15 protein-coding genes and 1 pseudogene are annotated in these 16,352 nt (G+C 38.7%); 9 read left to right on the top strand and 7 right to left on the bottom strand.

Going from position 1 to position 16,352, the window contains the following annotated elements:
• Window positions 1–81 precede the first annotated feature (81 nt).
• A pseudogene (locus BXP28_RS17500) lies at window positions 82–1,091 on the bottom strand (2-oxoacid:acceptor oxidoreductase family protein).
• Between the two features lie 355 nt (window positions 1,092–1,446).
• Between BXP28_RS17500 and BXP28_RS17495 the strand changes: the two are divergent.
• Window positions 1,447–2,130, top strand: coding sequence for a YwiC-like family protein (locus BXP28_RS17495; RefSeq protein ID WP_023482289.1), 684 nt, complete (start codon window positions 1,447–1,449; stop codon window positions 2,128–2,130).
• Here the strand turns inward: BXP28_RS17495 and BXP28_RS25645 are convergent.
• Complete coding sequence (locus tag BXP28_RS25645) at window positions 2,114–2,197, bottom strand: CysS/YqeB C-terminal domain-containing protein (protein ID WP_437435900.1); 84 nt, start codon at window positions 2,195–2,197, stop codon at window positions 2,114–2,116. The genes BXP28_RS17495 and BXP28_RS25645 overlap by 17 nt on opposite strands.
• 145 nt (window positions 2,198–2,342) lie before the next feature.
• Window positions 2,343–3,428, bottom strand: a complete 1,086-nt coding sequence (locus BXP28_RS17485; RefSeq protein WP_077585150.1) for a YeiH family protein — start codon at window positions 3,426–3,428, stop codon at window positions 2,343–2,345.
• 356 nt (window positions 3,429–3,784) lie between these two features.
• Here BXP28_RS17485 and BXP28_RS17480 point away from each other — a divergent pair, with 356 nt between their 5' ends.
• The 5 genes from BXP28_RS17480 to BXP28_RS17460 all read left to right on the top strand — a co-directional run bounded on the left by BXP28_RS17480 (window position 3,785) and on the right by BXP28_RS17460 (window position 8,571).
• Window positions 3,785–5,101, top strand: coding sequence for an APC family permease (locus tag BXP28_RS17480; RefSeq protein WP_036655592.1), 1,317 nt, complete (start codon window positions 3,785–3,787; stop codon window positions 5,099–5,101).
• A 449-nt stretch (window positions 5,102–5,550) separates the two neighbouring features.
• Complete coding sequence (locus BXP28_RS17475) at window positions 5,551–5,823, top strand: hypothetical protein (RefSeq protein ID WP_152532834.1); 273 nt, start codon at window positions 5,551–5,553, stop codon at window positions 5,821–5,823.
• A 269-nt stretch (window positions 5,824–6,092) separates the two neighbouring features.
• Entirely contained in the window at window positions 6,093–6,284 is a 192-nt protein-coding gene (locus tag BXP28_RS17470; protein ID WP_036655594.1) for a hypothetical protein, read from the top strand.
• 74 nt (window positions 6,285–6,358) lie between these two features.
• Window positions 6,359–7,912, top strand: a complete 1,554-nt coding sequence (locus tag BXP28_RS17465) for a hypothetical protein (RefSeq protein WP_144029499.1) — start codon at window positions 6,359–6,361, stop codon at window positions 7,910–7,912.
• Complete coding sequence (locus tag BXP28_RS17460; protein ID WP_023482293.1) at window positions 7,906–8,571, top strand: ATP-binding cassette domain-containing protein; 666 nt, start codon at window positions 7,906–7,908, stop codon at window positions 8,569–8,571. Before BXP28_RS17465 ends, BXP28_RS17460 begins: the two co-directional genes overlap by 7 nt.
• Before the next feature lie 1,080 nt (window positions 8,572–9,651).
• On the opposite strand, the gene BXP28_RS22920 is transcribed toward BXP28_RS17460, so the two are convergent.
• The 4 genes from BXP28_RS22920 to BXP28_RS17440 all read right to left on the bottom strand — a co-directional run bounded on the left by BXP28_RS22920 (window position 9,652) and on the right by BXP28_RS17440 (window position 12,375).
• Window positions 9,652–9,855, bottom strand: a complete 204-nt coding sequence (locus tag BXP28_RS22920) for a hypothetical protein (RefSeq protein ID WP_144029500.1) — start codon at window positions 9,853–9,855, stop codon at window positions 9,652–9,654.
• A gap of 7 nt (window positions 9,856–9,862) precedes the next feature.
• On the bottom strand, window positions 9,863–11,437 hold the full coding sequence (locus tag BXP28_RS17450; protein ID WP_144029501.1) for a hypothetical protein: 1,575 nt from the start codon (window positions 11,435–11,437) through the stop codon (window positions 9,863–9,865).
• A gap of 220 nt (window positions 11,438–11,657) precedes the next feature.
• A complete protein-coding gene (locus BXP28_RS17445) occupies window positions 11,658–12,167 on the bottom strand; it encodes an ATP-binding cassette domain-containing protein (RefSeq protein ID WP_024095489.1) in 510 nt (169 codons plus the stop codon).
• Window positions 12,127–12,375 carry an ATP-binding cassette domain-containing protein gene (locus BXP28_RS17440; RefSeq protein WP_024095490.1) on the bottom strand — a complete coding sequence of 83 codons (249 nt, stop codon included), beginning with the start codon at window positions 12,373–12,375 and terminating at the stop codon, window positions 12,127–12,129. The genes BXP28_RS17445 and BXP28_RS17440 overlap by 41 nt, the downstream gene beginning before the upstream one ends.
• Before the next feature lie 845 nt (window positions 12,376–13,220).
• Between BXP28_RS17440 and BXP28_RS17435 the strand changes: the two genes are divergently transcribed.
• Genes BXP28_RS17435 through BXP28_RS17425 form a run of 3 tightly spaced genes read left to right on the top strand, consistent with a single transcriptional unit; the run spans window position 13,221 to window position 16,275 of the window.
• Window positions 13,221–14,402, top strand: a complete 1,182-nt coding sequence (locus BXP28_RS17435; protein WP_023482297.1) for an efflux RND transporter periplasmic adaptor subunit — start codon at window positions 13,221–13,223, stop codon at window positions 14,400–14,402.
• Window positions 14,399–15,079 (top strand): ABC transporter ATP-binding protein, encoded by a 681-nt coding sequence (locus tag BXP28_RS17430; protein WP_023482298.1) that lies wholly within the window; start codon window positions 14,399–14,401, stop codon window positions 15,077–15,079. Before BXP28_RS17435 ends, BXP28_RS17430 begins: the two co-directional genes overlap by 4 nt.
• Window positions 15,076–16,275 (top strand): ABC transporter permease, encoded by a 1,200-nt coding sequence (locus BXP28_RS17425; protein ID WP_023482299.1) that lies wholly within the window; start codon window positions 15,076–15,078, stop codon window positions 16,273–16,275. Before BXP28_RS17430 ends, BXP28_RS17425 begins: the two co-directional genes overlap by 4 nt.
• Window positions 16,276–16,352 lie beyond the last annotated feature (77 nt).

Genomic DNA, 16,352 nt, shown 5'->3' with positions numbered 1-16,352 from the left:
CGCGGGTGCTCCGCCATTTATCGGAAGTTCTTTTTCATGTACGCTCACGATAGGCTTCCCCCTTTTAAATAAATAGTTTTATTAAACATGTTCCAGTAACGAAAACTTGTGCTTTACAGCATGTACGCCAGCATACCCTTCTGTCTCCCTTCCTTTAGACAAGGCGGTTGTCGGACATGCCTCCACACATTTTAAACAGCCTTTGCAGTACTGATAATCTATTCCTTGCAAGAACTGATGTTTTCTTCCCTTTTTGTCCTCTCCCTCTGCCCAAACAAAACAAAAATCGGGACAGCTCTGATCACACGCTGCACAATTGATACAGTCCTGCTGATTGAAAACGGGCAGGAAGCCTTGGCGGGAGGTGCTTAAATCTTTAAACACCGTATTCCCCGGGTTCAGGATTACACCGCCAATAGGCTGCGTTTCATATCCAAATACAGGGGCATTCTGAACCGGCCCCCTTTAAAACCGTCTTCCGGGGCAAACGAACGGGATATGATCTCTTTATAACCCGCTTCAAAAGTTCTCAGGTTGGCTTCAACCAGTGCCGGATATTTGGCTTCAAAGGTTTGCCGGATGACCGTCTTTACCGCTTCCGGGCTTAGGAAATCTACCGCCCTGCAAAGTGCACCAAGCATTGCTGTATTGATTCTCGTTTTTTCCCGGATAGAAATACCAAGCGCATCCACACAAAGGATTGTGCCTCCGTTGAAGCCGGATAAATCGCGGATTTTTTCCGGTGATTGGGTTGTGTTTACAAGCAGCAGACCATTTTCGTCCAGTCCGTCTACGCAGTTTTGGGAAGTGAGCAAGGCTTCATGGAAAACAGCCACAACATGAGGATGGTCAATAGGCGAGGATGCTCTTAACGAAACATGGGGGTCAGAAAAACGGATAAAAGCTTTTACCGCCGAACCCTTTTTCTCTGATCCGTAAGAAGAAAAATTAGAACCGTTCAGGCCAAGATGCAGAACCCCCGCCTCGGCCAGCATCTTCCCCGCAAGATTGGCACCAAGCCCTCCAATCGACTCCAGACGGATTTCAAATAGTCCGAGCTCATTCACCCGCGAAAGCTTTGTATGTTGCATGAGTTGCTTCCCTCCATTTCAATTTGGTTATAACAATGCTAACAAGAGGTCTTTATATACAAGAGGAAACGGCTTCACTGTTTAAGAAACAATGAACGTTTCCTGCCTGAAAATCGGGAGAAATGATCCAATTTTACATCCACTATATGACAACCGGTCCATCCTGAACTATGACATACTTAACAAAAGGGGCCGAAATTAGTGATTTTACTCACATTATTTTCGACTATATGTTCACAAATCGTGATTTCCCCTTATCGCCGGTCCCCCTACCCGGTAAAATAAGAAATATTGAGAATCTTAAGGGGGTTATTTTATTAAAGGTTACATCCCGACACAACATGGTGCCTGGGCTATGCTTGTAATACCTTTTGCCTTCGGCATGGCGGCCTCCGGTCCCAAAATTGGTCATCTGCTTTTGTTTACAGCCTGGCTGCTTGTTTATTTATTTTCCTACCCCCTGCTTCAATGGGTACGTACAGGTAAAAAGGCCATTTATAAACGGCCTGTCCTGTTCTATGGGTGCCTGCTGTTTCCCCTGGCTGTCTGGCTGCTGATTCTATATCCGCAGCTTGTATGGACAGCCCTGTTTTACGGTCCACTTTTCCTGGTAAATTGTTTCTTTGCTTCGCGTAATCAGGAGAGGTCGCTTGTGAACGATCTGGCTGCGGTCCTTCAATTTTGCTCCATTGTGTATGTAGCTTTTTATACAGGAGGGGGATATATATCCGGTTGGGGTACAGTCCATGAACTTTTTATGATCAGCCTGCTTTATTTCATTGGAACCATCTTCTATGTCAAAACCATGATCAGAGAAAAAAATAACAAAACATTTTATTGGCTGTCAGTTACCTATCATACTGCCGCCTTTGTGGTCATCCTCACGTGGTTCCCGAAATGGCTGATAATTCCCTTTGCTGTCTGTCTGCTTAGGGCAATCATGACACCAAAAACAAAAATAACCATCAAACAGGTGGGCTTACTGGAGTTCGCCTATGCCATCGTCCTTACAATATTCGTAGTCAGTCTGTATCACTAAGAAAAAAATATTGGCGTGTCCCCTCATCGCGAAGGACAAAGCCCAGCTTGGCCGCCTCGCGGCGCAAATCTTTGGCTTCTCCGGTTTCCTTCTTTATAGCAGATTAATTTCAAATGCAAAGCGTATTCCTCTCCTTCCCGTCCGGTTAAATGCCATATTGATAAATAAAAGGGAAACAGCCCTGGAACCAAATCCGGTTCAAGGGCTGTTCTTTACGTGTTTAATTGGAAAATAATTACGAGTACATATCCGAGAACGGAAAGCATCACGGAACCAATTAACCCTGCACTGAAGGAGCGGATGCCCAGTTTCCGGAAGGCGGCAATGTCCACGTTCAAGCCAAGTCCCGCCATAGCCATGGCAATGAGCATATAGGCTAAAAGCACAATATAGGAAGCTGCCTGTGCGGGAATGATCCCGAGAGAGTTAATCCCGCTGACAAGCAAAAATCCCAAAATGAACCATGGAATCGGAACGGAAGAACGGGAAGACCCGCTATCCTGCCGGGGTGACCCCTTTGACATAAAAACGCCAATCAGAATGGCGACAGGGACAAGCAGGGCTGCACGTGTCAACTTTACAATGACGGCAATATCCACCGCTCCGCTTCCGCCCGGGTCAGCTGCGGCAATAACGTGGGCGATTTCATGCAGCGTAGCCCCAGAAAAAATGCCGTACCCCGCAGGGGTAAGTCCCAATACCGGATACAACAGTGTAAACAAAAGCGTAAAAATAGTTCCCAGAATGGCTACGGTGGCGGCACCGACAGCCGTTTCTTTTTCATCTGATTTGATCTGGGAAGCAATAGCGACCACCGCCGCAGCTCCGCAAATTGCCGTACCGCTGGCTGTCAAAACACTTAAATTTTTATCCACTTTAAATACCCGGCAGAGGGCATAAACAACAATCATCGTAAACGTGATATTGATTACGGCTATAGCGAATACTTTAGGTCCTGCATGGATAATATCCATCAGATTCAATCTCATCCCAAGCAAAATGATACCGAGACGGAGCAGTTTTTTACTGGCAAAGTGAATGCCTTCTTCGGCAATGGCCGGCACTCCGGCGGAAGCTCTCCATACAATTCCAATCAGGATAGCAATAACAAGCTGGCCCATAATATCGAGGTACGGGATCAGTGAGAATGCTTTGGCTGCAAGAGCGATAATCAAAGTAATAACCAGCCCCAGGATAAATCCCCGGGTCTTTTTTTGTTTATCATCCGTCCGGTGGCCGGTTAGAGTACGGCCTGAAGCAGAATCTTGTTGATTTGTCTTTGGTTGCAGTTCACTCATGATGTACATCCCCCCACTATATTTCCAATAGCGCGCTAATGAGAGTTCCTCTTCACTATAAAAGCAAGGGGGAGAAATGTGAAATTCGAATCTTATATTCCTGTTATAAGATTCGCTTATAAAATAGGACAAAGTGGAAAAATTTCTCGATTTTTTTCGAAAAACAGCATTGATTTTTTATGTAATTATAGTATTGTTACATAGTTGACTTTTTGCATAAGCAAGAAAGGCTCCGTTCTATACGGGACATGTGTTTCATGTTGAAAAAAGGCTTTTTTATTTAAGCCCGCCAGCATAAACAAACTGTAGAAAACGCATATCGGTACATGCGTTTTTGACTCTAGGAGGAATGATAATTGGACAAGCAAACACAGCTCAAAAGAACCCTCACACTAGCACCTGTAGTGTTGATCGGTCTTGCCTATATGGATCCTCTTGTAGTATTTGATTCATATGGCATCGTGTCTCATTTAACAGAAGGACATGTAGCAGCATCGTACATCACCATATTGGTTGCGCTGCTGTTTACCGCATACAGCTACGGTAAAATGGTCCAGGCCTTTCCCGTAGCCGGTTCTACCTACACCTATGCACAAAAAAGCATAAGTCCGTATGTAGGTTTTTTAGTCGGATGGGCTGTGATGCTCGACTACCTATTCTTGCCCATGGTTAACTTCGCCATCGGGGCCGCTTACCTGACCTCGGCATTTCCTGCTATTCCAGGGGCTATATGGGTGCTTATTATGGCTGTTTTGATCACTACAATTAATCTGCTTGGCATTCGCCTTACGGCCAACATCAACACTTTACTGGTGTCTTTCCAGACTCTGGTAGCCTTAACTTTTGTCGGTTTTTCAATCCAAGGACTTATAAGAGGAATGGGCGAGGGCACCTTGCTATCACCTGCCCCCTTTTTTACGCCTGATATGGATTTCAGCCTGATCTTGGGGGGAGCTTCCATTCTTTGTTTCTCATTTCTGGGATTCGATGCGGTGACGACCCTCTCCGAGGAGACAATCAATCCCCGTAAAACGATTCCCCGTGCGATTCTTTTGATCGCTTTGATTGGAGGCATTTTATTTACTTGTACTTCTTATTTCCTGCAGCTGGTCTATCCCGATTACAGTTCCTTTGCGGAAGCAGATTCCGCTTCTCTGGAGATTGCGCAGTTTGTAGGAGGTGCATTCATGCACTCGTTCTTCCTGGCAGGAACAATGGTCGCAGTATGTTCTTCTTCCCTTTCTTCCCATGCCAGTGCATCAAGGCTGCTGTATGCCATGGGGCGGGAAGGGTCATTGCCTAAAAAGGTGTTCGGATATGTACATCCCAAGCTGCAAACTCCGGTATTCAATATTTTATTTATCGGGATATTGTCATTGACGGCCATGTTTGGAGAGCTGGAAGTCATTGTATCCTTCATCAGCTTTGGGGCACTTGTCGGCTTCATGTTTGTAAATATATCCGTAATTGCCCACTACTTCATTCGGAACGAATACCGGGAAGGCTTTGATATTGTACGTTTTCTGATCGTGCCTTCGGTAGGGGCTCTTTTCAGTGCCTGGCTGTTCACCAGCTTGAATGTCCATGCCCTGATGCTTGGAATTGGCTGGCTGATCGTAGGAATTGCCTACTCTTTCTTTACTTTCAGGAAGGAACAGACTAGCCGTATCTAAAGTTGTGAAAGATTCTGCCGTGTGGTTAAAATCCCTATTTTTACTGAAAAGAAGGAAAAACCTGTAGATATGGCTTATAATATAAAGAAATAGACATTATCGTTTCTTCGGAAACGTTATCCATCATGTAAGGGAGGCATTTGCCAAAGTTATTTTTGTACTGAAAGTTGACTCATGCGAATATGTTACCAGTAAACAAATACCAGGCTTGAACCGTATGGGTCCCATCAGGCAGATCCTGCCGGCATCAGACGGGAAAAGCCTGACCCCTCAAAGCCTGCCTGCACAAACATACCACTTATCCCATCAAGGAGGGACGCTGATCGCTATGGCTATTATTCCATTCTTAAGTCATTCCGGAGAAATGTCGTTCCACCTGCTTAGGGCAGTGGCAAAGCGAAGGAGAACCGGTGGAAGTCGAATTTGCCAGCCCCACAGGACTCACGCTCATGAATACTATTGGAATCCTGACCGATCTGGAAGTGTGTGATACTGAGGAAGACGGGACCGAATTGACTTTCTGGCTGGATAAAACAGAACTTGGTTTTAATGAAAGAGAATGCACCATCGAGCTGCTGCCGAATGAATCTCTTCAAGTTACCGTCCGTAATGAAGATGACGAAATAGTCAGCATCATTACTTTTACGATAAGACGTACTAAAAATATCTTTCCGATGGAGCGCATCCTCAGCGAGGAAATCCGCAATAAGTTATCCTTCTAGAATAGTTCCACCCGGGGGATGAAACATGTTCGAAATATATCTGGATGTGAGAAATTCATTTCACCAAAGAAGCCTATGATCTCCTTTTTGGAGGGAATGGCTTTTTTTGTCTAGCAAAATTGTTACTAATGGTCTAAATTCTCCTATTACCATAGAGGAAGAAAACAAAAGGGGGATATTGACAAATAGAGGTAAATAACGGATAATACTGGACGTGTTAACACCCCAAATAATAGTAATAAAGGAGAAACAAGTAAATCAATCTTATTATGAGTATAGCTGGACTAACGGCAAGTGCTGCTGCCGCAGTTCTAAACGTATTGGATTATGCAACTTGGGTTGGAACTTTATTGACCTTCACAGAAGTTGGTATTGGCGCAGCGGCGGCTATCTTTGCTTATCGTGTTGCTATTAAAAAGATAGTTATAGAAAAAGGCAAACAGGCAGCCATTCAATTTTAACTTTTTGGAAATATATGGGGGGGATACTTAACAATCCCCCATATCCTAATTTAAAATCATTAAAAAATGGGGAAATGAATCAAATGGTGTTCAATAGCTATTTGAAATATTATAAATGGATTCGTAAACGCGTTAGCAGGGAGAGCATTAATTTATTTTACAAAAAAATATTAGACGTATTTTATGAACGGGATAGAATGAAAATAGTGAATTTCTTGGTGATATCATCTAAAGTTCTGGTCATTATTCCACTTCTTTTATTCACTACTTTGTATTTACTGGTGGAGACGTTATCTTCAGCCCAACTAGTGGCAGGTGTATGTTTGAGCGGATTCTTAAGCAGTATCCATACCCTTCTTTCCCTTCATTTCAAATTCAGCCATCGTCCAATCGATTATTTAAAAAATGAATTCAGATTTGTACTGCGTCTTTTACCGAAAAGGAAAGAACCCTCCTTTATACTAAAAAGACTCAGCCTGGATTTAGTTGGCGGCACGTTGATTTATTCCATTGTTCCTTATTTTTTTTCGTTATTGATTATTCTTTTCGTTAATCCAGCGTTATGGGTTTTATTGCTTGGCTTAGTTTTTATTCTTTTTAACTATTTATTAGGCTTATCCTTGCTTATTGGAAAAATCCTGAATAAAAAAGGTTTGTCTCTGTCTGCTATAGGAATGGTTGTCCTGCTTCTAATAGAAGCGATAAGGGTATTTGATTTCCAAAGAGCATTTCAAATAAATAGTCAACACGTATTCACTTTATTTCTGAAGAATGAACCGATTTCGTTTCCTTCTGAAACCCAGGGTTTGTTGTTGACAATATTATTATCTGTTTTTTTCCTTTTTTGCTATATTTATTCCCACTTAAGAAAAAACCGTTTTACTTGCTCAATTTTCAAGGATAGGGAAACCGTTATCGAAACATTCAGTAAAAATAAAGTAGTTTATCAACGTTTATTGCTAAGAGGGTTTTATTTAAATAATAAAGTACAGAAACTGAGAATAGGAACTATGATTCTGGTTTTATCTATGATTGTTTCCTATCCTCTGCTAAGCCAAAATAGTTCTATTCCCTTAACCTTAACGATTCTGGTTTTTAGCTACACTCCTTCGGTTTTTAACCTAATTATCAATTTTTATTTATATGATGGAATTTTGGAAAAAAGATTTATGGTTTTAACATATTATTTTCTAAGGAAATTTAATTGTCAAAACTATTTATTAAAACAAACTGTTTTTCCTACTATTTCTCAATCCTTTGTTTTATTGTTTCCGTACTTTGTGCTGCTTATGTTCCTTAAACCGGTGGATATGCTCGCCTTCATCGTATTGTATGTTCTGATTTTCTTCTCAACCATTATTTTAACAGTTATAAGAATCTATAACTTAAAGCAATACGATTTTGATCAAATGAAAACTTTAAATTCTGATGCTCTTATTTCAAAACCGATTGAAAATTATATTATATTTGGCACTCCAATTCTTTACTCTATGCCTCTTGCCGTTATTCAGTTAACACAATCCCATCTGTTGTATACATATTTGTGCATGATTGGCTATACTAGCTTATTCCTTGTTTATTGTCTAATAAAGATCTGTTTTTTGATTAGAGGGGGAAAACGATGCTAACGATTTGTGGCCTAAAAAAAAGCTACACGGGATTAAAGATATTTGAAGAAATTGATCTGGAAATTCCGAAGAAATCCATTGTAACTTTAACAGGGAAAAACGGAATTGGGAAAACTACCCTTCTTAATATTCTGGGCGGAATATCTGAATTTGAAGGAGATGTTCTGTTAAACGAAATCAGTTTAAAATATCATTTTAAGGATTATCTCAAACTAACATGGTTAATCTCTAACGACCCTTTCTTATATGACTATTTAACTGTTTCTGAGATGATTGATTTCATTGCATTGTTATCAAACAATAATACATGTCTGACGACAGCGTATAAAGACAACATGATCGAATACTTGGAGCTTACCCGATACAAATCCGTCTTCATAAAAAATCTGTCATTGGGAACTAAACAAAAACTTTCTTTTATTATTGGTTTTTTAAATAATCCTAAATTAGTCTTGATTGATGAACCTTTTGTTAACTTTGATAAAACATCGATGCATAGAATCCTTGATTTTATACAGGATTACGTTTCCCAAACTGAATCCATCGTTATTTTTTCAACCCATTCAGAAAATAAAAAAATAAATAACATTGTCACCCATAATATTCATATTCATGGGAGCGATGAAATTTGCTTCAGAGAAGTGAGCTATTCTATATGAGATTGAACATACTACTGGTTGTAGTTTCTTTATTTGCCGTACTCTTTTTTTTCTTGGGATTTGTTTTTCCTGGGGATTTGGAGAAGGAAAGCTGATTATTTAATTTTTCGAAAGATGGCCAACATCTTCGCAATTATTTTTCTTTTAACAATTACAGCTGCTCTTATTGAATCGTTCATAACACCGGCACTTATAGGGGTTGATTAAAGTGAAAAATACCAAGGGAATTTTGTTAGTAATAGCTCTTACCTTAGTCTTGTTGATATCAAGTTATGTTCAATTTAATTATATTCAACAGCTTGCAGAGAGCAGTGGACTTCCTGCAAAGTTTAAAGATTATACCGATCATTTCCATTTTATTATTTTCATTATTTCATTCTTGTTTCAAATCATCATTCTGTTTTTTTTGATAGGTTATGAGGTCTTCTTACTTTACTTCACGGTATACTTTTTTTATAAGAGAATGCACTACCTGAAAGTTTATATCCAACCTGTTCTGTTATCTAATCTTATTACTTTAATTCTGAATCTGGGCATCAATTTACTAATTTCCCCATATATTTATGATATACAGGCTTTAAAACAGTATACTTTATTATCTCCAGTCAATTATTTGATCAAGCCTTTCATGCTTTGTTATTTTTTATCCAAGAAAAATATTTTTCCCAATACTGTGTTGGACTGGATAAAAGTTGGCGTGGTCTATGTGTTATTCACTTGTATTCCAAGCATACTATTATTATTGATTTTTTAAGGAGGTATGTGTTATGAATAAATTAGGTAAAGAATTTTATTTTTCCATTATCGTTCTTATCATTATAATAGTATTATTTATTTTTAACCTACTATATATAAATTGGAAGTAATATGTGTTTGATGTGCTCAAGTACTCAAGAAGGAATGTTATCTTGAATAGATCATGAAATAAAACCACGGGTCTGTCCCAAAAATCACGAAAGAATGGACGGCCCTTTTACATGTTTATGAGACGAAAAGAAACCTCCCCTTGGTAAAGTATGATAAATACACCGAAGAAGAGGTTTAATCGTCTGATCCCCGAGCTGTTCGCTGCTGCTTCCGTTACTTTTTTTCTTTACGTACAAGAACCTCTGAAAAAATTAAAAGAACAACTCCAATAGCTCCTAATATAGTCCCTATTGTATTAGAAATGCGAAGTCGGTCATGAAAGATAGACATAGCTAAAAGTGCTATACCCACTAGAGAAATGAGTCTGAGTTTTAACAACATAATAACCTCCCACGATAAATGAATATTTTCTTTCATTCGCTCCTCAATTTATTTTCGTATGATGAGACAATATGCCAGGTATCCTTTTGCTAAGTGAACGGGTGGTTCTAATCATAATTAGATGAACTAAAATAAACAGTAACAAGCTTGCTGATATCAAAATTGGATATAGGAGAAAATCAGGTATCCAACCAACAGCCGCAATTATAGGAATGACTCTGATCATATCATGAAGGATGTAATCTATAACCGAAATGCCTCCATGGGATATATGTTGATCTGAATGACCTCCAATCTGCTGTACATTCTTGATTTCAAAATGCGGCGATAGGAGGCCAGGTAATAACTCCAAAGCAGGGTAAACCCATATGGACAGGACGCTTAATGATACAATTAAGAGAATTTGCCCTAAAGAAAATGCCCCGGTTAAGAGAATTATACTAATCATAATTACGATTCCAGGCAACGCTAGTATACGGACAAGGTTAGTTTTGATATGGAATAAATACCCGCTTTCTTTCGGGGATATAAAGTAGAGGCTTGTCTTTTCCCCATCTGAATCATAAGAAAGAACAGCCCTCAATCTTTGCGTTAGCTGCTGCACATGTTCTTTAACTATAACCACACCTGCTTCAATGATTAACAGTTGAAGGAGTAAATCAGGAATTTCATCCATACTTAACACCCCCAATATGCCACCTAATAACAGCCAGCTTTTCATAGAGCCTAAGAAAACAAAAGGTTTTTCAGCGAAAATAGGGTGACGGAACAACAACTTGATTCTTAATAGAAGATGTGGATCCATTTTTAAATAATTAATTATTTTTTCTGATATTTTTATGGAATATTTCTCTAAAGGATAAGTATTCGTAACCTTATCAAAACTTTCCAAAGGTTTAGCCAATAAATACTTGAACAAATAATTCACAATAAATAAGATAGCTAATATTCCCAAAAACAGCTTTACAGATTCAAACGCATCACCTTGCAACAGCTTTTTAGCCATATAGGTCCAGGGAGTGTAATCACCTAAAAGATATTGGAACGGCTCAATGAATAACCGTTTCAGTTCTTGTATTGCCAAAATCCCCCAATCTTTTATAAATTCTAAATTTACCGGCCTATTGTCCATAAAAGGAGCATTTCTTAGAATTTCACCTATATATTTCCCTATATATGCTCCAATCGCAATAATGATTAGACTTGAAATTATGAATCTAAGGAAAGATATGAGCAATGTTTTCCCTTTCAAAAACAAAGTAAGTACAATATTGTAAATGCGATGTATGACAAAGATTAATGCTATTTTATAGATCAAAAGAGTGATACCTAAAATCAAGGAGGTTCCGAAAGATACACCACATAATAATGAAATGATTAGGGTAATGGGGACTAACCCGGTCAAGTAACCGTATAATTTAAACATCATTTCTTCAATAAAGTATAGTTTTGATAGTTCTTCTTTATTAAAAGGTGTACAGGCTCTTGCCCATTCATAATCAGGAGCGAAAAAGCTCCATCTCCAAGTTTTTTTAGCTTCAGAAAAATCAGGAATTATTTGTATGAGAATATAAAAAGATAAGAGGTATAAGGGTTCGATATCCGTGTGATTTAACAAAAGATATACACCTAAATAGGTGATTAATAAAATAAGGATGTCACGAAAAATCATGAAGAGAGTAAAAATAACAAATCTCTGTTTATAGGTAATTGAAGATAAGAAGTTGGAGTTGTTGAAGATATAAAACATCCTAATAGCAAACTTCCATCTGATCCAAGAAAAGTATCTTTTACATGTATCCAAAGAAACGATATCCTTTCTATAGTTAAATTAGGGTTTATTTATATGATTGAGTTACATCCATGTAATAGGATTCTAAATCAATGGATTGATTTTGTGTCAAGTTCTCAACAGTATCACAATTATAAATACATCCATCTTTTAAGAGAGCTACTCTATGACATAACTTTTGGGCAATTTCTAATGTATGAGTTGAGAAGAAGACCGTATTTCCTTGATTTACGTACTCTTTTAAAAAGAGTTTTGCCGTAAAAGCGCTAGTAGGATCTAAACCATTTAAAGGTTCATCAAGAATTAAACATTTGGGTTGATGTACTAAAGCGCCTATAATGGCTAATTTTTTTTTCATTCCGAAAGAATAGTCTGTTATTCTTTTATCGTACACCTCTTTTATTTGAAAACGTTCTAATAAATCGGAAACTATCTCCTCAGGGTATGAAACCTCCCATAATTGAGATAAAAATGTGATATATTCATAACCTGTTAGACTTTCATATAAAAATGGATTATCGGCTACATAGCCAAAGATTTTTATACGGCTTCCCATCTTCCATACTATAGGTATTAATAAAAGTTTTTCCATGATCACTTCGAAGAAGTCCCACCAATATCTTTATCGTTGTTGTTTTGCCTGCACCGTTAGGGCCAATAAACCCTAAGATTTCTCCCGTTTTAACTTCTAAATTCACCCCGTTTAGTACCTGTTTTCCCCCATAAATTTTATGTAAATTTTCTATTACAATCATTTTTTCCATGATTTATTCTCCTAAAATAATCTATCCCACGCCATTAAGCATTTCCAACAACCATTGTCCCTAAAACCATTTCTGCTACAGGGCTGGAAATGTATTATCACTTTTAACAAGCTACGTTATATCCTTATCCTTAATGATTCCATTTTTTTGCAATAAATCTGTTATCTTCATGTTAATATGAAATATTCCAAAAGTAAATTCTGATTTTCCATTTTCTCTGCAAAAACGTCGACAGTAGGTTTATGGAATTTTATCTATCATTGATGGACCTGGGAGTATTAGTGTCATTTTCGCTTCTCTAGTTGGAAGTCTCAAGTCTACCCCTTTTTTATGGTCATACATTGTTTCTGCGACATATACAGAATGTGCGTGTAAGCGTCAAGGGCCCTAATCTGTTTAATGGAGTTTGGGCACACCCAGAGTCAAACCATCTTATTCTCGTCCTCTAACCTTATATCGTTCTAAGATAAAAGTCCCCGATAGCTTTTGGTTTGTCAAGAATAGATAAGCAAGACAAGTGATTTCCTCCAAAGTAATTTTTATCCAAAAAAAGTTATTGTTTTATAGGTGCTAAATTATTATAATTTTTAGTAACTGCGCTTTTGGGGGAAACGCTAGCCGGATATGAAGGTTTAAGGTAAACATCCTATTTGGCAGGCTAACCTAAGCTCCTAATTATGCTTCATGAAGGGATGGGAGGATTGTCAAACGTTCATAATTACAGAAAGACCCGGGAGTATTTAAGTTCCCTAACAAAGTAAATCAAGCTCAAGAACTGATGCACCTGTTTCTTTGCTTAGCAGAAGTTCCGGTTTATAAAATTTTTTAAAAGGAGAGGAGTTCTATTGCCAGAAACGGTTCAAACCCCAAAGAAGAAAAAGAAATGGATCATCATTGGAGTTGCTTCACTGCTGATAATCGCCGCAGGAATCAATATCGGCATAATGAAAAGTAGTAACAAGGCAAAAACACCCGTAGATGTTAAATTTGCAGAGGTAACCGAACGGAATTTAAGCAATACCAAACTTATTTCCGGCCAGGTAAAGCCGGGAAATATAGAACGCTATTATATCGACCCATCAAAAGGGACAGTCAAGGAAATTTTTGTAAAAGGAGGTCAGGAAGTAAAAAAAGGAGCACCTCTATTTCGTTATGACACAGAGGAAATTAATTTGCAAATCAAACAGGCAGAGCTGGATCAAAAGATCATCTCAATCAATTACGGGAAAAATAAAAAAAAGCTGGATGCATTAAAAAAAGAAATGAAAACAGCCATAAATAACAGTGCCGGAAAAGAAGTACTTGAACCATTAGAAGCACAGGTAAGTGAACTGGAAATGCAGCTAAAAACAACGGAACTTGAAAAAGAAAAAGGATCTCTCCGCATGGATGAGCTAAAAAGAAAAATGGGACAATTTACAGTTCACAGCAGGTTTGATGGTGTTGTTCAAAATCTTAATACTTCGCAGGGTTCTTCTCAAGAAATCGGCGGCTCAGCAAAGCCTTTTTTACAAATGGTTTCCAAAGAGCCGTTGCAAGTTCAAGGAACCTTGACGGAATTGCAAAAGTCACAAATTCGGGAAGGTCAAATTTTTATAGCTACGGCCAAAACAGCACCGGAGAAAACATGGACAGGGAAAATTATTGAAGTTAGTGATAATCCAATAAGTGAGGAAATGGGTACAGGCCTAACCAGTCCGGAAACCGGAAAACAAACAATGTCTTCCTATACCTATAAGGCCGCATTAGATACGCAAAACGATTTATCCCCCGGTTTCCATGTATCCCTTCAAGTTCAGTTAGAGACAAAGAAAGGGCTTACAGTTCCTCGCAGCAGTGTTGTGGAACTGAATCATGAAGCATTTGTATATGTAGAAGAGAAAGGGAAACTTCGTAAACAAATGATAAAGACAGGTTCAAGTGATAAGGATTCAATTGAAGTGCTTGAAGGTCTGGCAGCAGGACAAAAAGTCGTTGAACATCCTTCCAATAACACATACGACGGAATGGAAGTGCAAGTAAAATGATTCTACTAAATCAGATTACCAAAACTTATGATCAAGGAAATTTATCTGTACCTATTTTACATGGGATTGGCTTAACCATTGAAAATGGTGAGTTTGTTTCTATCATGGGTCCATCTGGTTCAGGGAAATCAACACTTATGAATATTATCGGTTGTTTAGACCGTCCTACAGAAGGCAAATATAAGTTGGATGATATAGATATTCTTACGCAAACTGAGGAAAAACTCGCCTTCATTCGCAATGCATACATCGGATTTATATTTCAGCAATTCAATTTGCTCCCTCGCCTTTCTGCACTGGAGAATGTGGAGCTTCCCCTTATATACAAGGGGATGAGAAAGTCCGAGCGTCGTGACCGGGCTATCGAACTATTGAATAAAATCGGCTTATCGGATCGCATGCATCATCTGCCCAATGAATTGTCAGGGGGACAGAAGCAACGTGTAGCGGTCGCCCGTGCGATGGCCAACAGGCCAAAATTCATCATTGCCGATGAACCCACAGGAGCACTGGATTCAAAGTCAGGCGAGCAACTTATGAAACTCTTCAGACAGCTTAATCAAGAGGGGACTACAATTATAATGGTTACGCATGATGATGAAATAGCTGCTTACTCTTTCCGGTGCATTTTGCTTAAAGACGGAAAAATCACTGAAGACAGGAGCGGTGTTGTTTGAGTTTTTTAGATAGCATTAAAATTGCCTTTGCTTCTATTTTCGCTCATAAAATGCGGTCCGTATTAACCATGATCGGTATTATGATAGGTATCGGCTCTATTATTACTGTAGTTGCAATCGGACAGGGCGGGGAAGCCATGCTTAAATCCAAATTTGCCGGTTCGGGCAACAATACAGTTGCCATTACATTTGCAGAGGATGTTCATGACCCTTTTATCATGAATACGGAAGAACGTCCTGAGTTAACCGAAGAAGATATTTTTGAAATAAAGAAAATTCCTGAAGTATCCGAAATTGTGATAACAAATACGAAGATGGAGACTCTGGATATTCATGACCACAAGGAACCTGCAAACATAACGGGAGTCGATTCTGCTTATTTTCTGGCAAATAAAATCCATATGCGGGAAGGCCGGACTCTAAATGAAAAGGACATGAATCAGGGCAATAACGCCGTCATGATTAATACGGAAACAAAAAAACTGTTTTTTCCAAAAGAAAGTCCGATTGGCAAAATCATTGAAATAAGAGGGCAACCATTGGAGGTTATCGGTGTTTATGAGTCGGACGATCATTTTATGAGCTTGGGTAATGCCGAAGCGTTAATTCCTATCTCCCTTTGGCCTACATTATACGGAAAAAATGAAATTCAAAATATCTCTGTACAAGCTAAGCATGTGGATCAACTTGAAAAGGCCGGGGAAAAAGCAATCGATGTTTTAAATGCCCGTAAACCAAGCGATACTCCGGGTAAATATGAAATGATCAATTTGAATGAGCTTCAGAACAGTATTTCAACATTAACAAATATCATGACGATGATTATAGGAGGTATAGCAGGAATTTCTTTGTTTGTTGGCGGTATTGGAGTTATGAACATTATGCTCGTATCCATAACTGAACGTACGCGTGAGATTGGAATACGTAAAGCGCTCGGTGCAACTCGCGGAAAGATCCTTCTTCAATTCTTAATCGAAGCCGTCATGCTAACGCTTCTTGGCGGAATCATTGGGATTTGCCTCGGTTACACTAGTGCATATATCTTTTCTTTATTGGCAAAATGGCCGCCGCTTGTTTCGTGGGAAGTTGTACTAGGCGGCGTTCTATTTTCCATGACACTCGGTATTATTTTTGGCTTAATTCCAGCGAATAAGGCAGCAAAACTTAGTCCAATTGAAGCACTGCGTTATGAATAAAAAAGATAAATAAAATAGGCACCATTCAGACGGGCAAACAAAATAAAAATAGCTCTCCCAAGTCGTAATACTCCAGG

The sequence above is a fragment of the Paenibacillus larvae subsp. larvae genome, from assembly GCF_002003265.1.
GTDB lineage: Bacteria > Bacillota > Bacilli > Paenibacillales > NBRC-103111 > Paenibacillus_H > Paenibacillus_H larvae.
The sequence above is the reverse complement of the archived record's forward strand: the minus strand, read 5'-3'. Positions and strand labels throughout refer to the sequence as shown.

Bases quoted from the DNA above. Each gene is read 5' to 3' on its own strand.
- BXP28_RS17430 (WP_023482298.1), top strand. From the start codon at position 14,399: ATGATTCTACTAAATCAGATTACCAAAACTTATGATCAAGGAAATTTA.
- BXP28_RS17445 (WP_024095489.1), bottom strand. From the start codon at position 12,167: ATGGGAAGCCGTATAAAAATCTTTGGCTATGTAGCCGATAATCCATTT.
- BXP28_RS17495 (WP_023482289.1), top strand. From the start codon at position 1,447: ATGCTTGTAATACCTTTTGCCTTCGGCATGGCGGCCTCCGGTCCCAAA.
- BXP28_RS17440 (WP_024095490.1), bottom strand. From the start codon at position 12,375: ATGGAAAAAATGATTGTAATAGAAAATTTACATAAAATTTATGGGGGA.
- BXP28_RS17460 (WP_023482293.1), top strand. From the start codon at position 7,906: ATGCTAACGATTTGTGGCCTAAAAAAAAGCTACACGGGATTAAAGATA.
- BXP28_RS17475 (WP_152532834.1), top strand. From the start codon at position 5,551: ATGAATACTATTGGAATCCTGACCGATCTGGAAGTGTGTGATACTGAG.
- BXP28_RS17470 (WP_036655594.1), top strand. From the start codon at position 6,093: ATGAGTATAGCTGGACTAACGGCAAGTGCTGCTGCCGCAGTTCTAAAC.
- BXP28_RS22920 (WP_144029500.1), bottom strand. From the start codon at position 9,855: ATGAAAGAAAATATTCATTTATCGTGGGAGGTTATTATGTTGTTAAAA.
- BXP28_RS17465 (WP_144029499.1), top strand. From the start codon at position 6,359: ATGAATCAAATGGTGTTCAATAGCTATTTGAAATATTATAAATGGATT.
- BXP28_RS17485 (WP_077585150.1), bottom strand. From the start codon at position 3,428: ATGAGTGAACTGCAACCAAAGACAAATCAACAAGATTCTGCTTCAGGC.